At 38.8% G+C, this 26,268-nt stretch carries 18 protein-coding genes; 5 read left to right on the top strand and 13 right to left on the bottom strand.

The window, feature by feature from the left end; all coding sequences use genetic code 11:
• Positions 1-54: 54 nt before the first annotated feature.
• The 6 genes from BLR27_RS10550 to BLR27_RS10525 form a co-directional block, all read right to left on the bottom strand.
• Positions 55-1,356 carry a hypothetical protein gene (locus tag BLR27_RS10550; protein WP_143007730.1) on the bottom strand — a complete coding sequence of 434 codons (1,302 nt, stop codon included), beginning with the start codon at positions 1,354-1,356 and terminating at the stop codon, positions 55-57.
• Between the two features lie 120 nt (positions 1,357-1,476).
• Entirely contained in the window at positions 1,477-3,024 is a 1,548-nt protein-coding gene (locus BLR27_RS10545; protein ID WP_090704636.1) for a SusD/RagB family nutrient-binding outer membrane lipoprotein, read from the bottom strand.
• A 24-nt stretch (positions 3,025-3,048) separates the two neighbouring features.
• Positions 3,049-6,507, bottom strand: a complete 3,459-nt coding sequence (locus BLR27_RS10540) for a SusC/RagA family TonB-linked outer membrane protein (protein ID WP_090704634.1) — start codon at positions 6,505-6,507, stop codon at positions 3,049-3,051.
• 191 nt (positions 6,508-6,698) lie between these two features.
• Complete coding sequence (locus tag BLR27_RS10535) at positions 6,699-7,715, bottom strand: FecR family protein (RefSeq protein WP_090704633.1); 1,017 nt, start codon at positions 7,713-7,715, stop codon at positions 6,699-6,701.
• Between the two features lie 111 nt (positions 7,716-7,826).
• Positions 7,827-8,414, bottom strand: a complete 588-nt coding sequence (locus tag BLR27_RS10530) for an RNA polymerase sigma-70 factor (RefSeq protein ID WP_090704631.1) — start codon at positions 8,412-8,414, stop codon at positions 7,827-7,829.
• A 229-nt stretch (positions 8,415-8,643) separates the two neighbouring features.
• On the bottom strand, positions 8,644-9,105 hold the full coding sequence (locus BLR27_RS10525) for a RidA family protein (RefSeq protein WP_090704628.1): 462 nt from the start codon (positions 9,103-9,105) through the stop codon (positions 8,644-8,646).
• A gap of 283 nt (positions 9,106-9,388) precedes the next feature.
• Between BLR27_RS10525 and BLR27_RS10520 the strand changes: the two genes are divergently transcribed.
• Positions 9,389-11,194 (top strand): glucosamine inositolphosphorylceramide transferase family protein, encoded by a 1,806-nt coding sequence (locus BLR27_RS10520; RefSeq protein WP_090704626.1) that lies wholly within the window; start codon positions 9,389-9,391, stop codon positions 11,192-11,194.
• Here the strand turns inward: BLR27_RS10520 and BLR27_RS10515 are convergent.
• From BLR27_RS10515 to BLR27_RS10500, 4 genes are all read right to left on the bottom strand, one after another.
• A complete protein-coding gene (locus BLR27_RS10515; RefSeq protein WP_090704624.1) occupies positions 11,139-12,809 on the bottom strand; it encodes an aminotransferase class V-fold PLP-dependent enzyme in 1,671 nt (556 codons plus the stop codon). The genes BLR27_RS10520 and BLR27_RS10515 overlap by 56 nt on opposite strands.
• A gap of 72 nt (positions 12,810-12,881) precedes the next feature.
• Positions 12,882-14,552 (bottom strand): aminotransferase class V-fold PLP-dependent enzyme, encoded by a 1,671-nt coding sequence (locus BLR27_RS10510; RefSeq protein WP_143007729.1) that lies wholly within the window; start codon positions 14,550-14,552, stop codon positions 12,882-12,884.
• Between the two features lie 35 nt (positions 14,553-14,587).
• Positions 14,588-15,877: an amidohydrolase/deacetylase family metallohydrolase gene (locus BLR27_RS10505; RefSeq protein WP_090704620.1), complete on the bottom strand. Its 1,290-nt coding sequence runs from the start codon at positions 15,875-15,877 to the stop codon at positions 14,588-14,590.
• Positions 15,878-15,901: 24 nt separating this feature from the next.
• Positions 15,902-17,143, bottom strand: a complete 1,242-nt coding sequence (locus BLR27_RS10500) for an amidohydrolase family protein (protein ID WP_090704617.1) — start codon at positions 17,141-17,143, stop codon at positions 15,902-15,904.
• 290 nt (positions 17,144-17,433) lie between these two features.
• Here BLR27_RS10500 and BLR27_RS10495 point away from each other — a divergent pair, with 290 nt between their 5' ends.
• Positions 17,434-19,326, top strand: coding sequence for a DEAD/DEAH box helicase (locus BLR27_RS10495; protein WP_090704615.1), 1,893 nt, complete (start codon positions 17,434-17,436; stop codon positions 19,324-19,326).
• 475 nt (positions 19,327-19,801) lie between these two features.
• On the opposite strand, the gene BLR27_RS10490 is transcribed toward BLR27_RS10495, so the two are convergent.
• From BLR27_RS10490 to BLR27_RS10480, 3 genes are all read right to left on the bottom strand, one after another.
• The gene (locus tag BLR27_RS10490) at positions 19,802-20,809 is read right to left on the bottom strand and encodes an NAD(P)H-dependent glycerol-3-phosphate dehydrogenase (protein WP_090704611.1); all 1,008 of its coding nucleotides are present in this window, start codon (positions 20,807-20,809) and stop codon (positions 19,802-19,804) included.
• Positions 20,810-20,882: 73 nt separating this feature from the next.
• On the bottom strand, positions 20,883-22,247 hold the full coding sequence (locus BLR27_RS10485) for an efflux RND transporter periplasmic adaptor subunit (protein ID WP_090704608.1): 1,365 nt from the start codon (positions 22,245-22,247) through the stop codon (positions 20,883-20,885).
• A 30-nt stretch (positions 22,248-22,277) separates the two neighbouring features.
• Positions 22,278-23,627 carry a TolC family protein gene (locus tag BLR27_RS10480; protein WP_245704492.1) on the bottom strand — a complete coding sequence of 450 codons (1,350 nt, stop codon included), beginning with the start codon at positions 23,625-23,627 and terminating at the stop codon, positions 22,278-22,280.
• Between the two features lie 100 nt (positions 23,628-23,727).
• On the opposite strand from BLR27_RS10480, the gene BLR27_RS10475 reads away from it, so the two are divergent.
• The 3 genes from BLR27_RS10475 (at position 23,728) to BLR27_RS10465 (ending at position 26,125) form a co-directional block, all read left to right on the top strand.
• Positions 23,728-24,345 (top strand): polysaccharide deacetylase family protein, encoded by a 618-nt coding sequence (locus BLR27_RS10475; protein ID WP_090704606.1) that lies wholly within the window; start codon positions 23,728-23,730, stop codon positions 24,343-24,345.
• Between the two features lie 342 nt (positions 24,346-24,687).
• A complete protein-coding gene (locus BLR27_RS10470) occupies positions 24,688-25,524 on the top strand; it encodes a hypothetical protein (RefSeq protein WP_090704604.1) in 837 nt (278 codons plus the stop codon).
• Positions 25,525-25,756: 232 nt separating this feature from the next.
• Positions 25,757-26,125, top strand: a complete 369-nt coding sequence (locus BLR27_RS10465) for a hypothetical protein (RefSeq protein ID WP_090704602.1) — start codon at positions 25,757-25,759, stop codon at positions 26,123-26,125.
• Positions 26,126-26,268: the final 143 nt, after the last annotated feature.

Here is a 26,268-nt window from a genome sequence, read left to right as displayed (position 1 = left end):
ATACTATTTTTTTACATAATTAAACGCAGGATTTAACTCTTGATCAGAACAATATTAATCTATTCGCTTTCCATTACTATCCCAGCCCTTTGTAAAAAAATATGATTCCGGAGAGCATTGGTAACGTACCCGTGACAATTCCGGAGTTTCCAGCTTTTGATAACCCAATATACGTGATTCCAATGCAAAATCCAATATACCGCTACTAAGCATGGTACGTTCAACAGGATAAGGAGATTTTCCGGTATTAAACATGATCTCAATATTTTTAACCAAACAACCAAAATGGTAATGTGGCTTTCCGGCTTGCAACTTCATTAAGGTTGAAAATGGCTTTTGCTGACCTTCAACATCAATAGCATAGGTAAAGTCCTGCACCAAACCGGTCATAAGAAATGAAGCCGCCTTCAAACCATCATTGTAATCAACGATAAACACAGCCGGTTTTTTAACAAGCTCCTTCATATCTCCAGCCACACGTGTTTCACTGTGAGAAATTGCCTGATCAAAGAGTCTTTTTACCCAATCATTCTGATCCAGATAATTCCAGCATTCCGTGCCTTCAAAACATTGTACAGACTTCACCCCTGTTTCTCCGCCTTTTCTTCTCTCAACAATTGCCTGCAGACCATCCAGCAAATGGAAGCCATAAATATCCAATCCGCTGAAAGAAATTCCAACAGCATATTTTTGTGCTTTCCCAAAAGGGGTATCTACTGCAGGAATTCGCCATGAAACAGGTATGGTAGATCCTGCCAGCATAGGAAATTTCAGTTCCTTAGAAATTTCTACCATTCGTTTCGCCTGTCTCCAGCTATAAGAAAGGTGTTTATCATTGAATACCGGCACTGATTTTTTATACTGTCTGAATACATCTGTTATTTTCAGAAACATCTCGAAGCGAGGATATTGCTTTTGTTCCTTATCATTCATGGGATATACACCATGCTCACCGATCAGCAGAACCGCATCTACAGCAAGGCTATCCCCTCCTAATGTCAATGCATCTGCCACCGTCCGAAATATGGGAATATTGTATTTCTTAGCCATAGGACGGCTCATATCATTTTCAGGAACCTGCTCAGTGAAAATAGACACGATCTTAGACTCCGGGTAAGGGGCCATCTGATCCTGGTTATACCCTTCCAGATATTTCCCAACTATCACATCTGCATGTGAGTTAGGACGATACTCAGTCAATATTGCAGCAATTCGCCGGGGCTGATTTGTATTTTGTTGTTGAGGCAGAAATTCCAATTCTTCAGCCATTAATGGCTTAAAAGCAGATTCGACACCAATGACCGCGCCCGAGAGAGGCAAAACGGAAAGATATTTTAAAAGATTTCTACGTTTCATAGCAGCATTTTTATTCCTAAACTTAGTGAATTTGAAAAAAATAATCCAAGTTATTTTTTTCAATACTTTATGTATTTTGAAAATAACCTGGACTAATTAATAAAGGTTAATCAGGGAATATTATGGTTTATCCCACCAAACGCGACTTAACAAAGTATTATCTCCGCTCTGTCTGGCTTTTGCCGCCAGGAAGTTTACCTTATTCAGCGTTTCTTCTGATTCAGGAACTATATATCTCCTTGGGATTCGGCCACCGGTAATATTTCCAGGATAGTTCGTAGGTATTAATGCAGGGTATCCGGTGCGTCTCCAATTTGCAAAATTTTCAATCTGATCGAGGTAAAACAAAACCCACTTTTGAGTAGAGATCTGCTCTATCTTTTCATTTGCAGTTCCGGCAGATTTGAATGGATTATATGCCAGATAAGTATTGACCTTATCAGTTGAAATAACACCACCCGGACCAAAAAGGGCCCATTGTGCCATCGCAGCTTTTACACCTTCTGCATAATAGGCTGCAGCATCACCTGTATGCATACCCAGTACAACTGCTTCAGCGAGTAAAAAATTAACTTCTGCAGGACCCATAACCACAAATGGAGCAGAATAGCTGTATACTACGTCAACATTTGGTTCAGAATACGTTTCAAAATCAGCCGGATAACCATTGAACTGAGCATTTTGCATTCCTTTTTGTAAGGCAGTTGCTGTATCAGCTTTATAGGTTTTATCTGCCTGTTTAACCCATAGAATCGCCATTACATTCAATCGGGGATCTTTTGTAGTTGTTGAATTTCCCTTCAAATGGTCGATCAACCTTTTAGACATTTTTGACCCCTGAACATTCAATGGATTTTGTCCATCCACATAATCCAGAATACGTGCCTGATCAGAAAGGGGATTTCTTGTTAGCGCACCATCAGCATAAGGTATTTTTGCCAGTGCACCTGATGAAGTGATCGGGCCACCAGCAATTGCCATTTTCACAACCCTGGTTGATTCTGCCATATCAATTTTAGATAAACGCATTCCGATTCTTAACATTAAGGAATAGGCAAATTGTTTCCAACTGCTTGTATTTCCGCTATAGATCAAATCTGAACTGCCATAGGTTGTTTTAGATCCATCGAGTGATTTTGCAGACTCATCTAATTCAACGACCATATTTTTATAGATATCAGATTGGATATCATATTTTGGAGTATAAGATCCGTTAAGGCCTTTATTAGCTTCAGAATAGGGAATATCACCATATAAATCAGTTAATTGATGGTAAATATAAACACGCCATATTCTTGCAACCGCTTTCAGATTGACATCTGCCGGATCTTTCGAAGCTTCATCGATTACCAGGTTAATATCTTTCAAACAACCGGTATATGCAGCCCAATTATTCCTGACATATCCTTCAGCAAAATATTTATCGCCTGGTGCTGTTACCTCACTATAGGTAGCTTCCTGTTGCAACATTTGCATGTTATTAAAACGGTTTCCGTTTGGATTCAGATTTGCCTGAGTTAGAAGAGCTCTGGTAAACAGAAATTTAGCATTGACGGTTTCATACGCATTTGGATTTTTGTTCAATTCAGCCAACTCATCTGAACAAGCTGTAAGAACAATGGCCATTGTAAGAAACGCAACTATTTTATTAATTCGATTAAGTTTCATATTCAAAATTTTAGGTAATGAGAATTAAAATTTCACAACTAAATTAAAGCCGATATCACGTGTCCTTGGAATTGTGTTGGAGGAAGCACCCTGGTTATTACCAATAGTGTAAGCAGATTCCGGATCAAAGTCAGTGATTTTCTTGTGAAGTATAGCCAAATTACGAGAGACCAATGAAAGATTAGCTGATTGAAGTTTAACGAACTTAAGTTTGTTCACAGGCAAATTATAACTCATCACCACACTCCTCAACTTCACAAAGTCGCCATCAAATACAGAAGTCGTTAAAGGACTGATAGAAGCCTGGTTATTATAATAGGTGTCAATTTCAACTACCGGCCAGGTTTTGGTAAATGGTAAACCTGCCTGATCAACTCCAGAAACAGTCAAACCGCTTTCTCTGCCAGGCAAGGTATTTTTTGATAAACCAAAACGATAAAGGTACCGGCTAAGTCCTGATTGTACGATATTTCCAAATTTTGCATCAATTAAGAAATTGAATGAGAAATTCTTATACCTGAAATTATTGGTCAACCCCATAGTATATGGAGGAACCCCCTGACCATATTCAATTTCCGGGCCTTGAACCTCGTAACCACTTAGTTTATTATATACACGTTGTCCGCTGGCATTGGTTAAATAGGTTCTGCCCCGAATGGTATTGTATGGCCTTCCTATTTCAACGCCGGCAATGGAAGTTAAACCAGATGAAAGTTTTTCAATTTCGCTTTTGTTATATGCAAAATTATAGCTCACATCCCAATTGAATTTACTTGTTTTGATTGGCTGACCGGTTAATAATACCTCAATCCCTTTATTACTCAATTCACCCACATTTAATAATGCAGAGGTATAACCTGATGAAGAAGCAATAGCTGTACTATAAATATCATCCGTTGTTTTACGGTTGTAATATGTGAAATCCAAACCTAAGCGATTGTTGAGGAATTGCATATCGATACCCCCTTCATAGGTTGTTGATGTCAATGGTCTTAAATCAGGATTAGACAAAGCTGTTGAGGTAGTTTGAACAGGTTGACCAAGATGTCCGCCTTGCTGAAAACTGTAGCTCTGATTAATCTGATATGGGTTTACCGTTGAACCACCCACCTGAGCGTAGGAAGCTCTGATTTTAGCAAAGCTGATCAGAGATGGTAATTTAATAGCATCAGACAGAATTACACTTGCACCTACAGAGGGGTACAAAATTGAATTCTTACCTGGATTCAGAGTAGAAAACCAATCCTGCCTTGCAGTAGCAGTTAAATAGAATATGCCTTTATAGCTCAGATCTGCTGATCCAAAAACAGAATTCTGACCAGATTGACTGAATCCGACATTAGCTGATTGTAAGGCTAAGTTTGAATAACTTATAAAATTAGGAACGATGAACTCAGTTCCTCCATTATAAGTTGAGTTAAATACATTTCTATCAATGTTAGCACCAGCCATTGTGGTAACCTGAAAATCTTCCAGGAATGTGGTATTGTAATTAACCAATAACTGAGCAGTTGTTTTTGTTGCAAAGGATGTACCTGAGTTGAAGAGTCCCTTAGGCCTTTTAGCAGTTCCAACAGGCATATAATCCATCGATTCAAAACGATCGATATCTCTCATTCCGCTTAGTTTTACAAAGAGATTTTTCAGGAAATTATACTGAATACTTCCCTGTGCCATAAAACGGTTCTTCTTATCCGAATTCCCCATTCTGTTGATCACGAAATATGGATTCTGGGCTTCAGGAACCTGTTGCCATTGCACCTCATTGAAGTTCGCGTCATAGCCCGGAGCCAGATTTCTGATATCAACGGTATTAGCAAGTAAATTAGTAGCCCAGGAAGTGGTATTATCTGCATACCCATTACCTGGTCTGTTTGTACCCTGATCAGAATTATAATGGAATGTAGATTCAATGATGATTTTTTTACCAAGTTCGGAACGTAAGTCCATATTAGCCGACTGTCTGTTATAACTTGAGCCGGGCTCAAGAGCATTTGCTCTGAGATCTGATAACCCTAATCGGTAAACGAGTGCATTTGAGTTTCCTCCTGAAAATGCGATATTATTGGTAAGATTAGTGCTTGGCCTGTAAAAATTTTGCCAGTTATCTTTAACCCTAACCGCAGTATATGGACGCATGACACCGTCAAACTGAACGTAGTCTGTTCCATCCATTTTGGCACCAAATGACAAACGACCAGAACTGATTGCTTCTGCTTTAGTTCTTGGTTTAATTCCATCTAATCCTTGTCCGTAGATATATTGAAGATCAGGGTACATTGATGGTGATCCAACAGTGAAATTACTTCCCACTTCTACTCCCACACCTTTTTGAACAGCACCCTTTTTTGTAGTAATCAAAATTACTCCATTTGAAGCCTGACTTCCGTAAAGTGCTGCTGCCGGTCCGCCTTTTAATACGTTGATCGATTCAATATCATCAGGATTAATGGATGAAATACCATCCCCCCGATCTAATATAGTAGCACCCTCACCTTGTGCCTGGGAACGGGCAACATTACTCATTGGCATACCGTTCACCACATATAATGGCTGATTGTTTCCACTTAGCGACCCGTTTCCTCTAATAATTACACGGCTGGAACCTCCTGGACCAGAAGACATACCGGTAACGTTCACACCTGCTATTTTACCGGAAAAAGCATTTGCAACGTTATTCTCACGGGCTGTAGTGAACTCTTCTCCTTTAACTTCGGTCACCGAATATGCAAGTGCTTTTTTCTGTCTGGAAAGTCCAAATGCTGTAACTACTACTTCAGTTAAAGCAGTGTTAGCAGCTTCCAATTTTACATTCAGGGTTGTCCGCTCATTCACTTTTTGCTCTTGAGTGACATAGCCAATATAGGTGAAGACAAGCACGCTGTTTTTATCCGGAACGTTGATCGTATAACGTCCATCAAGATCTGAAGTAGCACCAATTGTTGTGCCTTTAATCTTGATACTTACACCAGGAAGCGTTTCACCCCTGGTATCAGAAACCTGACCCCGTATTACAATATCTGCAAGCGCATTTTCACTCTCTTCAGATTTCAAAGGTTTTTCTGGCTGGTTAATACTGGTTTGAATAAGCACATTGTTATCAACCTGTTTGTAAGAAAGATCAGTATCCTCCAAAAGCATGTTGAGCACTTGCTCAACCGTATAGGTTGAAGCACTTATGTTCCTTGATGGCAAAGTCATCAATTCTCCTTTTCTATATACAAATCGAAAAGGAGTTTGCTGTTCAATTTTCTTAAAAGCCGTTAGCAGTGTCTCATTTTTGAGTTCCAGCCGGACTTCAACTGAACCGATTTTCTGACTTTTAACCGGCAAGGCTAATAACAACTGTAAAGTAGTTAATACTAAGGCTAATGATAAAAAGCCGATCCGCATAATTTGTTTAATAAGTTGTTTCCGGTTAGAATTCTCTGCAAAAAAATTTACAAGGGTAGCCCCTGGCGCATTTATTGTAAAATATTTCATATTTTTACATGGTTTATTTGATTAATATCCTTTCTCTGGATGAATTAAATTAAAAAACTGCTAAAGGTCTAAAACCGATAGCAAAAGCCCTCTGAGATCCTCATTGCCGTGAAGAAATCAGAGGGTTTTCATTTTTATGGTGGTAATGTCGTATTCATTTATGTTTCTTTTAATTATAGAAATACTATTTTTTACTGACATCCGGAGCCATCAAGCACCACAGTTTTGGCTCCCTGAAACTGGTATTTGATCTGGTTAAATTCCCCGATAATATTTAATATTTGCTCCAGGCTCTGAGTCTTTAAAAAAGTAGCACTAAACTTACAGGATTTGATCTGTTCATTTGAAAAAACAATTTTAACATCAAACCTTTCCTGTAATTGATTAGCTACATCCTTTATGCTTACATCATCAAAATACATATCTTCATTGGTCCATTCAATTACAGATTCTGCTTTAATTGGCTTTTTTACATGATTACTCAGTACCTGATCAAAAACAACCTGCTCATCAGGAACGATAACATTATAGGTATGATCATCGTCTCCAACCTTAACCTTACCTCTGGTTACCGTTACTGTAATAAGCTTACTTCCAGGATTTGCTTTAATATTAAATGCGGTACCTAAAACAGTGGTTTTTATTTTTCCGGTATGGACAATAAAAGGATGATTTGCATCATGAACGATATCAAAATATGCTTCTCCGTTTAAATATACTTCCCTATTCCCATCGGAATTGAAATTTTTACCAAGTTCAATTTTACTGTTCTCATTCAGAATAACCGAACTGCCATCAGGTAAATTTATAAAACGGCGGCCTGGTTTATCCGGCTTAACTGTTATTATGCTATTTACATTTGCAGTCCTGATTTCTGAACCCGGACTATTCACTTTATAAAAAAAGACAGATAAGCCAATAACCAGAATTGCTGCAACAGCTTTATACCAATTAGCTTTTATGCTAAATACCCTAACCGGCTCTTCAGCAGGAGAATTTGCCATGATCTGATTAAAAATTCTCTCGGCATTTTCTTCGCCCATCGGAGTAATGGAGGAGGGCTCATTCCAGAATTCATCCAGCAGGTCCTGAACTTCTTTGTTATAGTCATCCCTCTTCATCATAGAAAGAAACTCCCCGACCTCTTCAGACGTGGCAGTCTTATTTACAAATTGCTGAAAAAGGTATTTAAACCTATGAATTGACATATTATTCCTTTTAGATAAACTCAAGCATATCCTTCCTTATAGATAAAGACAATTGAGAAATAAAAAAGGGTTAGTAGACTAATAAATATTTTTTCAGATAATGAGCGATTATCAGCCCAGGAAAAAAAGAATTCCAATTGCAAATACCATTAAATTGGAAAACACGATCCTGAGAGTACATAAAGCTTTTTTGAGATGAGCCTTTACTGTATTTTTTGACAAATTTAACTGATCAGCTATTTCATCATATTTAAGACCTTCATCGCGACTTAAACTATAAACCAACCTTTGCTGGGGAGGCAACTGATTTACAGCATTACTCAGAATGTGCTGGTATTCATTATAGACAATAGTATCTTCAGTACAATCCTGATACTCGGTTTTAGTCAGGCTTAACTGGTTGATAATTAAAGATTCATGTGCCCTTCGTTTTATAGCTGTAAAGGCATGATTCCGAACTATAGCATATAAATAAGAGTCGAAACGATTTACCATTGAAAGCTCCACACGATTACACCATATTTTCATAAAAGCATCCATCACGATCTCTTCTGCCAGCTCTTCATTATCCGTAATTCTAAACGCATAAGTATATAACCTGTCGCTGTAATGGTTGAAAATTTTACGAAAAGCGTGCTCATTCCCTTCTGAAATGAGACCCAATAATTCTAACTCATTCTGCAAAATTTGAACTTTCAATTTTTACCAATCTAAATTATAACCCAATATAAAAACTTTACTTTCTATTAACAAAGAATTAAATCATAGTTCACTATTTTCTTGAATGCATTTCACTTTAAATTCTCTTAATGATTAGCAAACTTCGTTCTATGATCAATAAATAATTAATTCGGCAATATTGATTCATTAAATTACTAAACAGTATAATTATAAAGTGCATGGCGATAGGTTATTACAGAATTATGCATCATACGTATGCTATACAATCGATTTCTAAGATTGAATTTCCAGGTATTCCACCTTTTGCAACTGCCACTGTCGACCTAACAGGAGGATTTTTTCCGAAGCGGCCTTTATAAATTTCATTCATCCCCTGAAAATCAGACATATCGCTGAGAAAAACAGTCACTTTTAACACCTTTTCCATAGAAGAGCCGGCAGCAATTAATCTTTTTTCCATCTTTTTGAGTACAAACTCCGTATCCGCCCTGATCTCGAACACCGATTCTGCATCAGCCCCTGTACCTGATACAAATACCAGATTACCATACCTGAGAGAACCTGGATAAAGAGTAACATCGGGCGAGTCTCTATTAAATAAAGGAGCGCTACTCTTTTTTTCCTGAGCCTTAGCTACTAAGTTAAATCCGGCCAAACCGGCAAAAGTTGACATAATTTTCCCGATCACGGATCTTCTTGAAGATTTCATATTTTCTTATTAAATAATACAGTCCAATTATCTCATCCTGTGCATATTATAAATATATCTTTTTTAAAAACAAAGCCCAATACCCTATAAAATAAATCCATACCTGAGTAAATATTTTTTTCAATGAGTTAAAACAGAATAGCTATAACAAGTGTTTATAAAATGAAAGGATTCTTTGGTGATTATTGATCCTAAGGACTGTAATTGTTCCTCTATACATGGCAAGGATTAACCTAAAAGTTAATTCTGTAAATCCGCCAAAAAATAGCCTGTACTAATTCATATGGAAAAAGGAAAACTGAGAATCGGGGTTCTATTTGATGAGATCATGATACCCCTTTGGTCATATAAAATGATTGAAGCTATAAAAAGCAAGCAATATTGCGAGCTCATTCTTGCATTAAGAAACAAACCAGAAAAAAAGTCTAAGAAAAACACTTTTGAAAAAATTTCAAAGTACAGTGAAGCCGGTCTGTTTTGGATTTGGTCGATGATCGACAAAAGATTAAGCGAGTACAGTCCGGATGCGTTTGAACCTAAAAATTTAAAAGATCTTTTGTCTGCAGATACCACCTATATCAGTATTCAAATGAACAACGATCATTTAAACGAGTCTGAATTAGAAGCAATAAAAAAATATAAACTTGATATTCTGATCAGAATAGGATTCAGTCCATGCAATAAAAAACTGACCAAAGTTGCCCGATTTGGAATTTGGTCATTTAATCAATTTGAAAATGATCTAATTAAAGAAGGTCCGGCAGGGATCAGAGAGGTCCTGCAAGGAACAGATGAAACTGAAATAATTTTGCAAACTACTATTGGAAATCGCAAAAAAGCAATCTTTTTGGACAAAACCAGTTTCTCAACTGATTGCTTTAGCATCAATAGAAACAGAAATAACTATTACTGGAAAGCACTATCCATTATGCCCATTAAAATTCAGGAACTTCATCACCTGGGGGAGGAATTGTTTTTCGAGAAAGTAAAGGCACTTAATAAGCGTCCAAATTTCAACTCAAAAAAAGAATATTCTACTCCAACAAACAAGGAGATGCTAACCTATGCTCCCAAATTAATTTTTCAAAAAATTAAAAATAAGATAGACTTCACATTTCATTACTATCAGTGGATACTTATGTTTGGTCTTGGCTCCACTAATAAAATCTCAACTGAGTATTCTCGGTTTCAAAAGATGATACCGCCAAAGGACAGATTTTGGGCAGACCCGTTTGTGATCAGCAGAAATGGCAAGTATTACATATTCATTGAAGAACTAATTTATAAGGAAAACAAGGGATACATATGTTTAATAGAAATGGATGAGCTGGGAAACTATACAGAACCAGTCAAAGTATTAGAGCAAAATTATCATTTGTCCTATCCTTTTTTAATCGAAGACAATGGGGAACTTTATATGATTCCGGAATCAAAACAAAACAATACCATTGAGTTGTATAAATGCACAAACTTTCCACTGAAATGGGAACTGGAAAAAGTCTTAATGAACAATATTAAGGCGGTTGACTCTACCATCCTATTCAAAGACAATAAGTATTGGTTATTTTGTAATATCACACAAAGTCCGGGTCCATCAGCACAAGATGAACTCTGTTTATTTTATTCAGATACGTTGATCTCTGATACATGGAAAAGCCATCCGCTTAATCCAATAGTGTCCGATTTTAAAAAATCCAGGCCAGCGGGCAAATTATTCAGCTATAAAAATAAACTTTATCGTCCATCTCAAAATGGCCTGAAACACTATGGATATGGAATGAAAATCAATCAGGTAATTGAACTTAATGAAACTACCTACAAAGAAAAGGAAGTAGATTCAATTTACCCGGAATGGGATGACCATATCATTGCGACACATACCTTAAATTCAGCAGACAATTTAACTATTATTGATGCTCGGATCAGGAGAAAAAAACAGAATAAAATTTTGAAAAGAGCACGGGGTATGGCTTACAATACGTCTTTATTATTTTATAAATTGAAAACCAACCTCATGCTGCAAACGCTTTCACTTAAGTGGCCAATGGTGGACCTGCTGGTATCATCACTTTTTTACGAGCTGGTTTAGAGGCATTACGTGTGGCTGTAAACTTTGCCGTCCTATATTCTCCTAAATGGATATCCCCTGACATACTATCACCTTTGATTGTACCTTTAAAAAGAAATTCGAGATGATCCCCGGTAATTCGCCTTGAGCTACTGAATTTTATCTGATCTCCTTCAATTGTACCGCTTAGGTTCATAACATCCATATCACCTCTATGTGAACCAGAGATCCAGTTTCCATCCTGTACAATTGTAAAACTATGCTGGCTACTACTGCTAAAAAACTGGACCCTTACATCCCAGGCACCTGTCAGATTGGTTGATGGTACAGTCATTCCAGGTTTAGGACTGCGTTTTTGTGAAAGCACTTTATATAACCTTTCAGCAACGATCTTTTCTTCGCCGGCCTGCATTTGTCCCGTAGTTACATTGAAAAAACTCTCACCATTATTTTCATCTTCTGCCCAAACAGCAATCCTTGGTTTATTCCTTCCCAGCTCCTCCGCCACATCAAACCCGCTAAAATGAAGCTTTGAAGAATCCCAGCTAACTTTTAATACCGGTGATTTATTATCCAGTAATGTTCGCTCAATTACTTCGGTTTTCACACCTTCAACAGTAGAGAGCCTTCTGGCGATAATATCCAGCCAGGATAACCATCGTTTCCAGTCGGCAGCATGATCGCGTTTAACCCAGTCTTCCACTGCGGCCATCATCCCAATCATTTCTTCGCGGCCAACCTTATTGTCGCGCCCTGGTCCATGGTGGGGTGAACTCGCTTGCCATGCCGACATTAAAATGGATTTATCGCCCAGCATCAATCCGGCGCATTGCGGACCGCAGATAGCCTTGCCTCCACTATAAGCGACAATTGTTGCACCTCTTTTCAGGTGTACAGGCGGAAGTGTCAGATTTTCAGCTGCAGCATCTACCAGAACAGGAACTTTATGGGGTTTAGCTATACGGGCAATTTCTTCCAATGACAGGGGTTGTCCGGTAAAGGTATCTGTATCCGTTGATCTGATATAGATCATGGCAGTTTGTGAGTTTATCGCTTTTTCAAGCTCTTCAGGAGTATTTACACTAACAATCTTAACACCTATATTTCTGATGGCATGGTCATAGGCATTTCTGGAAAACCCGGGAATGATCACTTCAGACTTATCAAAACCGGTCAAATCAGGGATCCGGATTAATTTCTCAGGATTCCCTCCGGTAACACAGGCAGCAGTAATATGCTTAAGACCTGCTGCACAACCGGCTGAAACCATACCCCACTCAGCACCGGTCAGTTCGGCCAGGCGTTGACCGATCCCATCAGCTAACTCATCATACTGAACGAAATTATGGGATGCTGCTTCCATTGCTTCCCTTACAGCAGGGCGTTCCAGTGATCCTCCGATAATGGTAAAGGTTCCCATACAATTTATGACTGGTTCAACCCCAATGGATCGAAAAATATTTGTTTCATCCATAAATGATGTGAAAGTGGTATTCTGTTCAGAATCAGATTTAACTGAATTCATTAAACTGCCTTCTGAAGTACCCGGGACTGCTGCAATCAGGTTTTCATTTGAAATTACTGCGCCAGCAATGGGAAGCATTGCTAATCCCTTAATTAGTTTTCTACGATTCATTGATATTTCTTTTTTCAATCTTAAAAATGCATTATTGTACGGCTTATCAAAATCCTATTATTATAATATCCATCAGATGAGGAAATTACCTCCCTGGGGTCGCCCCTTAGGGAATGCAACCGGCTTTTTAAGGATCACTGACTGTTTTCTTTTGGCATTAAACTTCGCCGACAAAAATTCATTCATATCGATGTCGCCAGAAAGAGTTTCTCCACTAACTGAACCCTGAAAAGTTGTTTGGATCCTATCACCCGGAACAACCCAGATACTTTGCATTTTTACGACATCTCCGTCAATTGTCCCGTTAATTATTCGTTCTGAAAATTGAGATTTATAGGTGCCGGAAAAATAATTTCCCTCCTGACTATCTATGAATAATTCCTGTTTCTCCCGGCTATTGTAAAACTGAACTTCCATATCCCAGCGACCAAGCATATTTGTGACAGGAGATTTCATTGGAATAGATGCCTTAGGGCTTCTCTGTTTAGATAGCACCTCCCTGATCCTGGAAGCAGCCAATTGATCGTCTCCGGGAACCATCATATAACCCACCAAACTAATACCGGTCAGACCAGGCTCATCCCTATAAATTGCCACACCAACTCTGGGATAGGTATTTCCTAATTCTTCAGATATTTCCTGCCCGCTCACATGAAGCTTATCCGGGTCCCAGGTAATGAAAAGGTATGGGGTAACATGATGAACCAATTTAGGATCAGGCATCCTGATTCGAAAACTCACTCCCTTCACAGTTGCGGCCTGCGTTCCAATGTATTCAAGCCAGTTTACCCAGGTTTGCATCTCTTTCTTATGATCCATCTGAACCCAGGTTTCAACAGCTGCAAGCATGCCAATATGTTCTTCGCGACTAACCTTATTATCGCGTCCAGGCCCATGATGAGGAGCAGCTGCCTGCCAGGTAGACATCAACAGATCCTTTCTTCCCAATAATAGTCCGCAACTACCCGGAGCCTTGAGCCCCTTTCCGCCGCTGAAAGCAACTACATCTGCGCCTCTTGACAGATGTACATTAGGAAATGTAAGAATATGGGCCGCAGCATCAACAAAAACAGGCACATTCAGAGGTCTGGCTATTTTCGATATGATCTCCAGTGGTAAAAAGCTTTCTTTTTCTGCATCAATGTAGATCATCGCTGTTCGAGGACCAATTTTCTTTTTGAGATCCTCCTCGTTTTCAACCGTAATAATTTTAACTCCGGTACTCCTGACAGCCTGATCGTAGACAGTTCTTGAACCACCTGGAATTATTACCTCAGTTTTTTCAAATCCTGTTAGATCCGGAATCCTAATGAGTTTTTCCGGATTCCCTCCTGTGATACAGGCAATCGTACATAGCTTTATTCCTGCCGCGGCACCTGATGTTACCAATCCCCATTCTGCTCCAGTAAGTTCAGCCAGGCGCTTCCCTACCCCATCTACCAGTTCATCCATCTGTACATTCAGAGTGGCAACTGCATCCATGGCTAATCTCACTTCGGGTCTTGCAACTGATCCACCCATAATAGTATTGGTTCCTTTGCAATTAACAAAAGGCTCAACTCCGATGGATTTAAGGATCTTTCGTCCTCTTTCTGCCAATTCAGCATCCGGAGTTTTTGAAACACCAGACAAAAATGCAAATCCGTTTTTGTTAACCGGACCCTTTGTATTTAAAACTGCGGCCGATGTACTACCCGCAAATGGGAGTAATGTTAAGCCCTTGATAATATCTCTGCGTTTCATCTTCTATGATTCAATGATTCGTTCATACTTAAAAATTATTTTGATTTTGCCGCCTTATCCCATGCATCGGTGGCAAGCCCATTCAGATCCCAAACAACCTTTCCTGCCCGGATAGTTAACTCGGCCTCCAGCCTTTTCGTCCCCCTGAAACTACCACCATGAGAATCAATAAACCCAAAATTGCCGTTCTTCAGGTTAAATACCGCTATATCAGCCTCTGCACCAACACTTAAATGGCCCAGATCTTTCCTTTGGATGCTTAGGGCCGGATTCCAGGTCGAACGGGCGATCACGTCCTGAACAGACATTCCCATATTTAAAAATTTAGACATGATATTGGCCATATCCTTCATTCCGGCATTCATATTTCCGATATGCAGATCTGAGCTGATAGTATTCGGACGGAAGCCCTGTTTCAAAGAAGGAATCGCCTGTCCAAATACGAAACCATTTCCACCATGACCAACATCGAATATAATTCCGCGGTTTTGTGCCTGGAAAACATATGGCTTCACTTTTCCATTTTCATCAAGTACAGATTCCTTATAAAGCGGACTTGCAGCTCCCACGCTTTTGCCCGCATGATACATATGTGTCAGAATATCCCCCGGACGCAAATGCTTCAACAAAAGTTCCTCAAAAGAATTGACAGGAGGAAGACCCCGCCAGTCGATCATTACAGGCTTTTGCGCTAATTTTCCTGCAGCAACGGCATTGTCGACCGGTATCCATTGTACTCCATTGTAGTGAGCCACTTTAAATCCAACAATATGATCATCATAAAATTTAGCAGTTGAGGCTGCCATTTCAGGATCCATATCCATAGTATCCTGCTCGAATTCACCCATCCCGTCGCCTACAATATTCAGGAAGGACAGTACCCTTGTTTTTGAGTTATCTATGATATTTTTCTTGAATAATGGAAAACTCTTCCATCCGGCACTTCCCGCATCTACCACCGTAGTAACTCCTGATCTGAGCGTAAAACCATCAGGAGGAAGGGAATTGGGTCCGTCCATATATTTCTGAGCTTTATTTGTTCCAGCAAAAACATGAACATGAATATCAATAATACCGGGACTAAGATATAAACCACTTATATCTATGACCTTTATGGCGCCTGCAGCATCTATCTGAGGGGCAAGCCTGAGGATCTTCCCATCAGAAATAGCAACATCCATCACGGCGTCTATATTGTTTTTGGGATCAATCACATGCCCCCCCTTCAATAGAATATCTATTTTCTGGGCAAATACCAGGTCTGATACCCCTAAGGAGATCAGCACTGAAAAAACTAAGCGGTAAAAATTTCTGGAAAGATTCATAGATGTTAAGTTTATAGATAAATATTATTGCCGGAACTGATTACCTTCCCGAAAAAAGTTATTCAGAGGTTTTGCGATACCGTTGAGATCATACACGATCCTTCCTCCTTTGATAGTCATTTCACATTCAAATTTCTTGTTCCCTTCCATTTTATATCCTGCGGTTTCATAATATCCGAATTTTCCATCACGCAAACTAAAAACAATAAGATCAGCGATCGCACCGGGAGAAATATGACCCAGCTCTTCCCGCTTTATAGCCATTGCCGGACTCCAGGTGCTCGCTTTTATCACATCCTGCAAACTCATTCCCATGGTAAGGAATTTGGACATGACATTCATCATATCTTTCATGAAGGCATTGATGCTGCCCATTGAACTATCTGTACTGATCGTGTTCGGAAAGAAACCCTGCTCCTTAGCAGGAATAGCATTTGAATATCTGAAAGCAGATCCATGACCAACATCGAAAATGATCCCTTTTTGTTGTGCATCAAGAAAATGGGAGCCAATCTTTTTTGTTTGCTGGTCAACAATTGACTCACGGGCGTTTATATCTTCAATGATGGTATAAGTATGTGTGTAGATATCTCCCGGACGTAAATGATTAGAAAACAGTTCCTTAAGAGACGGTCGGGGGTGATTTCTTCCACCATCAAGCATTACAGGCATTTTTGCCAGATTACCGGCTTCAATTCCCCGATCTACAGGAGTCCAGTCTGGCCCTGTGAAATCTACCTTGAAACCAACAATATCCTTACTGTTTGCCAGGGCTAACCTAGCAGTTTCCGCAGCTATTTTGTCGCCGGAGTTCTTCTCATATGCCCCGCCTTTATACCCATCACCCTTAATATTAAGAAATAATAAAACGCGGGTTACAGAACGATCTATGACATTCTTCCTGAAATCATGAAAGGAATTCAGATCCGCATCACCAGCATCAACGATCGTAGTTACACCAACTCTTAAAGTATAGCCATCAGGCAAATTCAAGCCCATGCGTGAATGAATATCGATCAGGCCCGGTGCGATATACATCCCTTTAGCATCCACCACCTGGGTAGCCTGTCCAGCATCAATATTTTTCGCTAAAAGTGCGATCTTTCCATCATTGATAGCTACATCCATTTGCTCATTGATCCTGTTTTTAGGATCGATAACATGAGCCCCCTTGATAACTATTCCGTAGATCTTGCTTACTGATTGGGAGAATAGTGATGTTTGACAGAACAGGAAGAAAACAATCAGAAAATGTATTTTAGGCATATATCAATTCATTGATGAATTTTATTGTACGACAAAAACCGGGATGATCCCAATTGATATTTTTTTCGAGCATTTGAAAATACGATTATAAACAGTTCATCCAAAGTAAATTACAGATTTATCACAATTGTTACTGAAGCATGGACAAGTATTTTAGGTCAATAACCATGTTCATCAGGTAATTCGGGGGACTAATATTTTTTGGCTAAAGCTTCATGCTGAAATACCAAATAATAACCGTACCTTTGCGGCGCTTTCAGCAATAAGGCTGTGAGCACTTATAAATTATCATGAACCCATTTAGTACCTTGGGTATCCGTCATGATATTGTTAATGCCATTACTGAACTGGGATTCGAAAATCCCACACCAATCCAGGAGCAATCTATCCCGGTATTACTTTCAGGCAGCAACGATTTTGTCGGATTAGCTCAAACAGGAACCGGTAAAACGGCAGCCTTCGGCCTCCCCCTATTAGAATTATTGGATTTTGAAGAAAATTATCCACAAGCGCTAATTCTATGTCCAACACGTGAACTCTGTTTACAGATCACCAGCGACATTAACAATTACGCCAAAAACATGAAGAACGTTCACGTTGTTGCTGTTTATGGCGGTGCTAACATTTCAGATCAGTTACGCCAGATCAAGCGTGGTGTACAGATCGTTGTGGCCACTCCAGGCCGTATGCTTGATATTATTAACCGTAAAGCAATTGATTTCAGTCAGGTTCAATTCGTAGTACTTGACGAAGCGGATGAAATGCTTAACATGGGCTTCCAGGAAGACATTGACAGCATTTTATCAACTACACCAGAAGATAAAAAAACCTGGTTGTTCTCTGCAACAATGCCGACTGAAGTTCGCAGAATTGCAAAAAAATACATGACAGATCCGTTCGAGCTGACCATGGGTACTAAAAATACCGGAAATGTCAATATCGAACATGAATATTATATCGTAAAGGCCCGTGATAAATACGCAGCATTCAAGCGAATTGTAGATTTCAATCCTGAAATTTTCGGGATAGTATTCTGCCGTACTAAAATTGAAACTCAGGAAATTGCTGAGTCTTTGATGAAAGATGGCTATAATGCTGATGCATTACACGGCGATCTGTCTCAACAACAACGCGATAAGGTTATGAAACGCTATCGCGACCGTAGCCTTCAATTATTGATCGCTACAGACGTTGCAGCCAGGGGTATTGATGTGAATGACGTAACTCACGTGATCAACTATTCATTACCTGATGAGATCGAAAACTATACCCACCGAAGCGGCCGAACAGGACGTGCAGGAAAAACAGGTATTTCTATCGCGATCATTAACTCTAAAGAGCTCGGTAAGATTCGTCATATCGAACGCAGCATTGGAAAGCAGTTTACAAAAGCTGAAATTCCAACCGGATTTGATGTTTGTGAAAAGCAATTATTTGCTATGATCCACAAGGTTCATAATGTGGAAGTGAACGAAGAACAGATCGAACAATACATTCCACGAATAATGGATGAATTTAAAGATCTTGATAAAGAAGCGATCATCAAAAGATTTGCTTCTCTTGAATTCAACCGTTTCCTTGAATATTATTCTAAAGCACCTGATCTTAACGTTTCCAGTGATGATCGTGGCTATGAACGTACTGAAAGAGGTGATCGCGCTGAACGCGGAGATCGTGCATTCAAGTCAAGTACAAGTCCGGGTTACACCCGACTTTTCATGAACCTGGGATCTGTTGATGATTTCACTCGTGGAGATATGCTGGGCTTTATTTGCAACAATACTAAGATCAGCGGAAAAAGCGTAGGCAAGATAGACCTTAAAGGTGTATTTACCTTCTTTGAAGTTGAAGAATCTGCTGTTAATCAGGTTATCGAAGGATTCAAATCTGTTGATTTCCAGGGCAGAGATGTGAGAATAGAACTTGCTGGCGACCGTGAAGGCGGAAGCAGCGAACGTGGTGGTTCATACCGCGGAAGCGGTGGTGGCGGTGGTCGTCGTGAAGGTGGAAGCGGCGGTGGTTACCGTGGCGGAAGCGGAAGTGGTGGCGGACGTCGTGAAGGCGGAAGCGGCGGTGGTGGATTCCGCGATTTTTCAGGCAAGCGCCGTGAAGATCGTGGCGGAAGCAGCAGTGCTGGCGGACGTCGTGAAGGCGGAAGCGGAGAAAGACGCAGACGAATCTAGGAAGAATAAAGATTAATGAACAAGGAGTAAGAACAAGAGGTATAACCTGAGTTTTTACTCCTTTTTTTTGTTAGAACCAGGAACCATTTTTTAGATCCAGGAACCAAGAGCCAGGAACCAGGACTGGATTAGGTTTTTATACTTTATTATTTGTTCTTTAGTTAAAATAGAGCAAGGATGAAGGAACAAGGAATAAGGACTGCAATTTGTCTTGACTCCTTGTTCATTGGTCTGTTGTCTGTTATCAGTTATCAGTTGTCTGTTATCAGACGAAATCCTACTGATCTCAAATTAACACCTCGCTGTCTTGACTCTTGATTCTTGGTTCTTAAATCAAATAGAGTCAGCAACCTGAACAGGTTATTTTTCGGCACCAGTAATTTCAATCAAAGATCAACAATCAAAATACTAAACAGATTCATCTTGGCTCTTGATTCTTGGCTCTTGATACCCTATACCTTATACCCTGCTCAACTCAAGTCAGTTGTTCAGACAATAATTTCATCTCGATCTGCGGCGAATGTCTTTCATAGAGGATCGCATAAACTGCTCTGCAGATTGGCATATTTACTTTATAGGTCTTATTGATCTGATGCAGGCAATTCACTGCATAATAACCTTCAGCGATCATATTCATCTCAAGCTGGGCAGAAGTTACTGTATAACCCTTACCTATCATATTTCCAAAAGTACGGTTACGGCTAAACTGAGAATAAGCAGTAACCAACAGATCTCCAAGATAAGCTGATTCCTTAATATCCCTGTCGATTGGGTGCACTGCATTAACAAAACTTTCAATCTCACGGATCGCATTGGAAATTAGTACCGATTGGAAATTATCCCCATAGCCAATACCCCGGCAGATTCCGCTGGCCACGGCATAAATATTTTTTAACACCGCTGCGTATTCGGTTCCATAAATATCATCCGAAACATTGGTTTTAATGTAACGTGTATTTAGCATAGATGCAAAATGCGCTGCTAATATACTATCCTGAGAAGCTATCGTCAGATAGGATAATTTTTCAAGTGCAACTTCCTCAGCATGACAGGGACCACTGATCACTATAATATCACTATAGGGGATATGATAATGCTGGTTCATAAATTCTCCAATGATCATATTTTCATCAGGCACTATTCCTTTAATAGCAGAGATTATCTTTTTACCCTTTAGATCATCGGCACTAATGCCTTTTAATGCATCTTTTAAGAAGGCCGCCGGAACATTTAACAGGATCAGGTCGCAGGCCGATATGATGGCCTTAAGATCAGAACTCAAATTATCATCCGGCACTTTTATCTCTACAGAACTTAGGTAATGAGGATTATGATTATACCGGCGAATATGTTCTATTGCCTCATCACTACGCATCCACCAGTAAATTTCCTTATCGATAAAATTATCAGATAAAATCTTTACAATGGCGGTCGCCCAGCTACCTCCCCCAACAACGGCTATCTTTTTTTGAATATGCGACATAATAAAAATCCCGATTGATCAATTGCTTATGATGCAATAAATCGATCGGGACAAGTTAAGTATTTCTTAGAAATTACTCTTTCTTTTCGCCTGCAAAAAGCTTTTCCTTATCTACTTTTTCAACCACGGCACTATCCTTCAGTGTCTTGGAAATAGCTGTAAATGGAAGTGATATAACTTCTTCACCGCCTTTTAATCCTGATTTTATCAGAATATAAGTATCATCCTGAATTCCTGTGGTCACTAAAACTTGTTTAACCTTACCCGCATTGTAAATAAATACGTATTCTTTTATAGGCTCTGCATCTTTTAATTTATTTTTTTCATCGTTGGCTGTTGCCGGTTTTGCACCTTTTTCAGCTTCATTTACTTCCTTTTTCTTTTCACGGGTTGTTACTGATTGAATTGGAACGGCAATTCCAGTAAATTGCTCAGTCTGAATATCTACTGTAGCAGATAATCCCGGACGGAATGGAGATGGATTTGCGGCATCAGAACGAACAAGCTTAGCATAAGAATCAGGCAATATCCGAACCTTCACCGTGAAGTTAGTAACCTGATCAGTGGATGTTCCAACAACACTTGAAGAACTTGCGATCTCCGTAACTTCGCCTTTAAATTTCTGATTCTGAAAAGCATCAACCTCAATATCGGCCAGATCCCCAACTGAAACACGGTTGATATCACTTTCATTAACATCTACACTCACTTCCATTGAACTCAGGTTGGAGATTCTCATAATTTCAGTACCTGCCATCTGAGAAGTTCCAAGGATACGATCTCCCAATTCAATCGATAATTTGGAAATAACACCATCAACAGGTGCATTGATGGTAGTCTTTGCTAAGTTCGCACCGGCTTCTTTCACAACTGCATTCGACTGTTCAACACCGAACCTGGAAGCTACAACATTCTGACGGGTTGACTCAAGACTCGCTTTTGAACCTTCATACTCAGCCTTAACCGCATCAAACTCAGCTGCAGATATCACTTTTTTAGCAAAAAGTTCCTGATTACGTTTGAACTTGGCAGTGATATTGGCAAAATTAGCCTCTACTTGTTTTAACTGTTGCTGAGTACTTGCAAGTGAAGCCCTCTGGCTATTCAAAGATGCAACAGCACGATCATAACCCGACTGGAGTACATCCGGACGAACCTTACATAATAGCTGACCCTTCTTAACTACGTCACCTTCCTTTACATGCAGCTCAACAACCTCTCCTGATACTTCAGCACTTAGCTTAACTTCTATTTCAGGTTGTACCTTTCCACTTGCCGAAACAGTTTCTATAATGGTCCGCTTTTCAACTTTTTCAACGGCTACCTGAGTCACATCGCTTTTACCAAACCAGCCGAGTTTATTCCCCGCAACTGCTACCGCTACAAGTATTCCTGCTCCAATGAGCACATATTTTAATGTATTATTTTTCTTTGCCATGTTTCGATTATAAGGAAAAAGGGGTTTTAATTAAAAGGTTATAGGGTTACCCAGGTAATAGTCTATTACTTTACTTCTGAATATAAAATCATATCGTGCCTGTATCTGGTCAAATTGTGCTTTGTTCAGGTTTGTTTGTGCCTGATTATAGTCCAGAGAATTTACCAATCCAACTGTATAACGTTGCTCAATTACATTAAATGCTTCTTTTGAAGACTGAAAGGCAGATTGTGCGGAATAATAGCGCTTCTCTGCAGCCCTTAGATCATATACTGCCTGATTTATTACCTTATTAAGATTGTTTTTGGCCAGCTGTTCGTTGATCACAGAATTCTGAAAATTTATCTTCGCCCTCCTTACAGAAGAACGTGCTGCTAATCCATTGAAAATTGGAATACTTAATCCGAAACCAATGAACTGATTAAAGTTATCTTTTACCTGAGTACTGAATGAGGTGTTTCCAAAAGAACCGTTTGAATATCTGGTACCAAAACCACTCTGAAGGTTCAATGAAGGAAAATAATTTCCTCTGGCTATTTCTATACCCTTCTCTGAAGCCTGCTTCCTTAATTCTGCCAGGCGGATATCAGGGAAACTGGAGGAAGCAGACTTGAATACATCAACTGCAGAATAGGCAGAATTAACCTTTGACATATCTTCAATCTGAGGTTTCTCAACTTCAAATACTGAAGATGGGTCAAGTTCCAATAACTGTGCAAGATTTAGAAAGGCCAGGTCAACTTGATTCTGAGCATTTGTAACATTCAATTCTGCAGAAGCAACCTGCGATTTAGCTTGTGAAAGATCGGCCAGTGTTTTATTTCCAACATCAAAAAACTTTTGTTCAATATCAAGCTGTTGATTGGAAATAGCCAGTTGCTGTTGGGAAGCCAATAAAAGATCCTGTGCATTTAATACAGAAAGGTAGTTGGTTACTACAGCCAAAACCAGATCATTCTTGATTTTCTGAGTATTACTCTTATCAGCATCCAGCTGCAATTTATTCTGTGAGATCTGGTTTATTTTCTGAAAACCCTGGAATAAAGCAGCTCCGGAGGACACATTTCCGCTTGTAGAAGTAATTGCCTGATTAACAAACTGATTCGTCAATGGGTCAATACTTCTTCCGAAGTTAAAATTCAAATTAGTATTGGCATTTAAAGTAGGATACAAAGCTAATTTTGATTGCTGCAGATTTTCTTCTGAGATAGCTTCAGAAAACTGAGCTTGTTTGATCTGAAGATTATTTTCGATCACCAGCTCTGTAGCACGTTTTAAGGTAATCCTCTCCTGAGCAGTAAGTGATAATGCAGAAATAGCCACCAGTAAAAGAGTGAAGACAGTATATCTGAAAAAGTACTGACGTTTTATATGTTTCATATATTATTCAACAAAATTGATTCGTTTATAAATCCAAGTAAAAATACTATCAATTAATTACCTAACATATTTATCTTCGTGATAAATTATAATTAAGCATTTGTATCTGACTAGTTCTCCTTTTTGGTTGCAGTGGTTTTACCCGACATTAACCTGGCATAAAAACAGAAAGGAGAAAATCATTTATCTCACTTTTGACGACGGACCTATACCAGTTGTTACACCCTATGTATTAAATACTCTTAAAAAGTTTAATGCACAAGCAACATTCTTCTGTATCGGTGAAAATATTGACAAATACCCCGAGATCTTTTCGGAGATTATTTCAGAAGGGCATACGGTTGGAAATCATACCCAAAGCCACCTAAAGGGCTGGAATACAAGAGATGATGATTATTTAAATAATGTCAGAAAATGCTCTGAACTTACCGGCAGCCAACTTTTCAGACCACCTTATGGCCGAATTAAAAAATCGCAAATTACTGCGATCAATAAGCAATTTCCAGAGACAGAAATAGTTATGTGGGATGTTCTGAGTGGAGACTTTGATCAAACGATCAGTGCCCGGACTTGCATCAGCAATGTGTTAAAAAATACCAGAAATGGATCAATTATAGTTTTCCACGATAGTATTAAAGCTTTTGGAAGGCTTGAGCAAAGCTTGCCCATTATTCTTGAAAAATTAAGTGCTCAGGGATTTGTTTTCAGGACGCTTTAAGCCTTCCGTTTCCCATAATCCCCCCCAATCCAGTTATTAAAGTCCTTTCATTTATGTTCCTGAAAACTTACCTTTTTTTAAATACTGTTTTGTCAAATATTATAAATGATAATCACTCTGTTTTGAACGTACGATCTATATCAGTTTTTTTAGTGATAAAGGTCATATTTAATCAGTATAATAATTAATTAATTTGCTTTTAAAGAAATGGTAGCTATGAAATAGAATGCAAACTTTCGCTTTCAACAAAATTCAGGGCCTATGAAACCATTTGAATTTATCAAGTCAAAAACTTGATAATTAAAAGCTAAGAAAATAAATTAAAGTCAAAATTTCATTAAAATGTCTCTCAAAAAACATTATTTATCTGCGTTTATACTTGCTGTAATACTACTAACCGCTTGCAAAAAAGAAACATATAATCCAACAGTTGAGATCGATACAACTAAATCGTCTCTTATTAAGATCTCTGAAGCCTACGCAATTGGCTCTGCTACCAAGGTCGAATTATGGTCTGATTCAGAAATAAGTACCGGTTATCAAAAGCTCTATGTAGCACTTTATGACTCCATTACAAAAAAGCCTGTAACCAGATCAATTGTAGAGATCTTACCTATTATTGATAAAAAAATCAATGACACATTTATAAGTTACTCAGTTCCCATTGAGAACCCCGAAAGTTTCGATGCTACTGAAACTCTTTTCCAATGCGCTGCTGTTTTTACTACACCAACATATGGTGACCTGACACAATGGAGAATAAAGATCAGGTTAAAAAAAGCAGGACAAAATGAATTTGCTGAAGTGCAAATGCCCATCTATGTAAAGCCCTCAACATATGAACGGGTAAAAACAATAGTTGAGGCAGATGGCACAAAACTCACCATAGCATTCGTTTCTCCTCTATATCCGAAACTGGACCTGAATGATTTTGAGATTATTATCAACCATACGGCAGACCTTTTTACCTACCATTGCGACAATAGCCATTCAATAGATATATCTGCTGAAATGCCCCTGAATAAAGTTATTTCAAGCAATAATGTAAACCCAATCTATGATAAGAATGGACATTATAAGGGAAAAGTAAATTTGACAAAAAATGGAAAGTGGAGAATTAATATTAACCTGACGAAAGATGGGAAAACAGTATCAACATTTTTTGACATATCTGTATAAGTATTGATATTGCATGTTGTCAAGATCTTATCAATATCAGGATACTATTCGATTAAAAAATTCTCTAATCAGAACCTCAATGAAGCAAATTCAGTTAAAAAAACACAATGGCTTCTTTTAACATTCTGTTCTTCATAAAGTGACAGTAATCATCTTTTTAATCGATCAGAATCATTTATCCTTTCTTAAAATTCTGTAAATTTACACCCGGTAAGCGTGTTGTAAAGATAGAATGAACAGAGTAATTAGTTTATTATTAATAATGGCCCTAAGTTTCCAATGTCTTAGCAAACTGGGCCTTATCGCTTATTACAATATTAATATCGAATACATCATCAGCGAACTTTGTGAGAATAAAGATAAACCCGAATTAAAATGTAACGGAAAATGTTACCTGAAAAAGAAACTGGGGAAAGCAGATGAGGCTGAAAAACAATCAGCAGGCATTTTAAAACAATCAGAATTACCAGCATTTATCAGCAATTCATATCATCCGGAAAGCATCAGGTATATTGAAATTATCATATTGCCAGGTTATCAGAAAGATCTGTATTCCCTCTCTTTGAGCAAGGCAATATTCCACCCACCTTCCATTTCCTGAATCAGCAAAATCAACCTGATTTCAGCCTCATAACCCATTTTATTAATAGTCAGACATTATAAAAATGCTCTGAACTTTACAAGCTGCATTCTAATTGTGATAGTATTGAACTATCTGCAATGTTTAGTCTGTACCTATAATTT

Source organism: Daejeonella rubra, from assembly GCF_900103545.1.
Classification (GTDB): Bacteria; Bacteroidota; Bacteroidia; order Sphingobacteriales; family Sphingobacteriaceae; genus Daejeonella; species Daejeonella rubra.
This window is presented reverse-complemented; position numbering and strand designations above follow the sequence as displayed.

What these genes read in the sequence shown, in the direction of transcription:
- BLR27_RS10550 (WP_143007730.1), bottom strand. Translation starts at nt 1,356, where the DNA reads ATGAAACGTAGAAATCTTTTAAAATATCTTTCCGTTTTGCCTCTCTCG.
- BLR27_RS10545 (WP_090704636.1), bottom strand. Translation starts at nt 3,024, where the DNA reads ATGAAACTTAATCGAATTAATAAAATAGTTGCGTTTCTTACAATGGCC.
- BLR27_RS10540 (WP_090704634.1), bottom strand. Translation starts at nt 6,507, where the DNA reads ATGAAATATTTTACAATAAATGCGCCAGGGGCTACCCTTGTAAATTTT.
- BLR27_RS10535 (WP_090704633.1), bottom strand. Translation starts at nt 7,715, where the DNA reads ATGTCAATTCATAGGTTTAAATACCTTTTTCAGCAATTTGTAAATAAG.
- BLR27_RS10525 (WP_090704628.1), bottom strand. Translation starts at nt 9,105, where the DNA reads ATGAAATCTTCAAGAAGATCCGTGATCGGGAAAATTATGTCAACTTTT.
- BLR27_RS10520 (WP_090704626.1), top strand. Translation starts at nt 9,389, where the DNA reads ATGGAAAAAGGAAAACTGAGAATCGGGGTTCTATTTGATGAGATCATG.
- BLR27_RS10515 (WP_090704624.1), bottom strand. Translation starts at nt 12,809, where the DNA reads ATGAATCGTAGAAAACTAATTAAGGGATTAGCAATGCTTCCCATTGCT.
- BLR27_RS10510 (WP_143007729.1), bottom strand. Translation starts at nt 14,552, where the DNA reads ATGAAACGCAGAGATATTATCAAGGGCTTAACATTACTCCCATTTGCG.
- BLR27_RS10505 (WP_090704620.1), bottom strand. Translation starts at nt 15,877, where the DNA reads ATGAATCTTTCCAGAAATTTTTACCGCTTAGTTTTTTCAGTGCTGATC.
- BLR27_RS10500 (WP_090704617.1), bottom strand. Translation starts at nt 17,143, where the DNA reads ATGCCTAAAATACATTTTCTGATTGTTTTCTTCCTGTTCTGTCAAACA.
- BLR27_RS10495 (WP_090704615.1), top strand. Translation starts at nt 17,434, where the DNA reads ATGAACCCATTTAGTACCTTGGGTATCCGTCATGATATTGTTAATGCC.
- BLR27_RS10490 (WP_090704611.1), bottom strand. Translation starts at nt 20,809, where the DNA reads ATGTCGCATATTCAAAAAAAGATAGCCGTTGTTGGGGGAGGTAGCTGG.
- BLR27_RS10485 (WP_090704608.1), bottom strand. Translation starts at nt 22,247, where the DNA reads ATGGCAAAGAAAAATAATACATTAAAATATGTGCTCATTGGAGCAGGA.
- BLR27_RS10480 (WP_245704492.1), bottom strand. Translation starts at nt 23,627, where the DNA reads ATGAAACATATAAAACGTCAGTACTTTTTCAGATATACTGTCTTCACT.
- BLR27_RS10470 (WP_090704604.1), top strand. Translation starts at nt 24,688, where the DNA reads ATGTCTCTCAAAAAACATTATTTATCTGCGTTTATACTTGCTGTAATA.
- BLR27_RS10465 (WP_090704602.1), top strand. Translation starts at nt 25,757, where the DNA reads ATGAACAGAGTAATTAGTTTATTATTAATAATGGCCCTAAGTTTCCAA.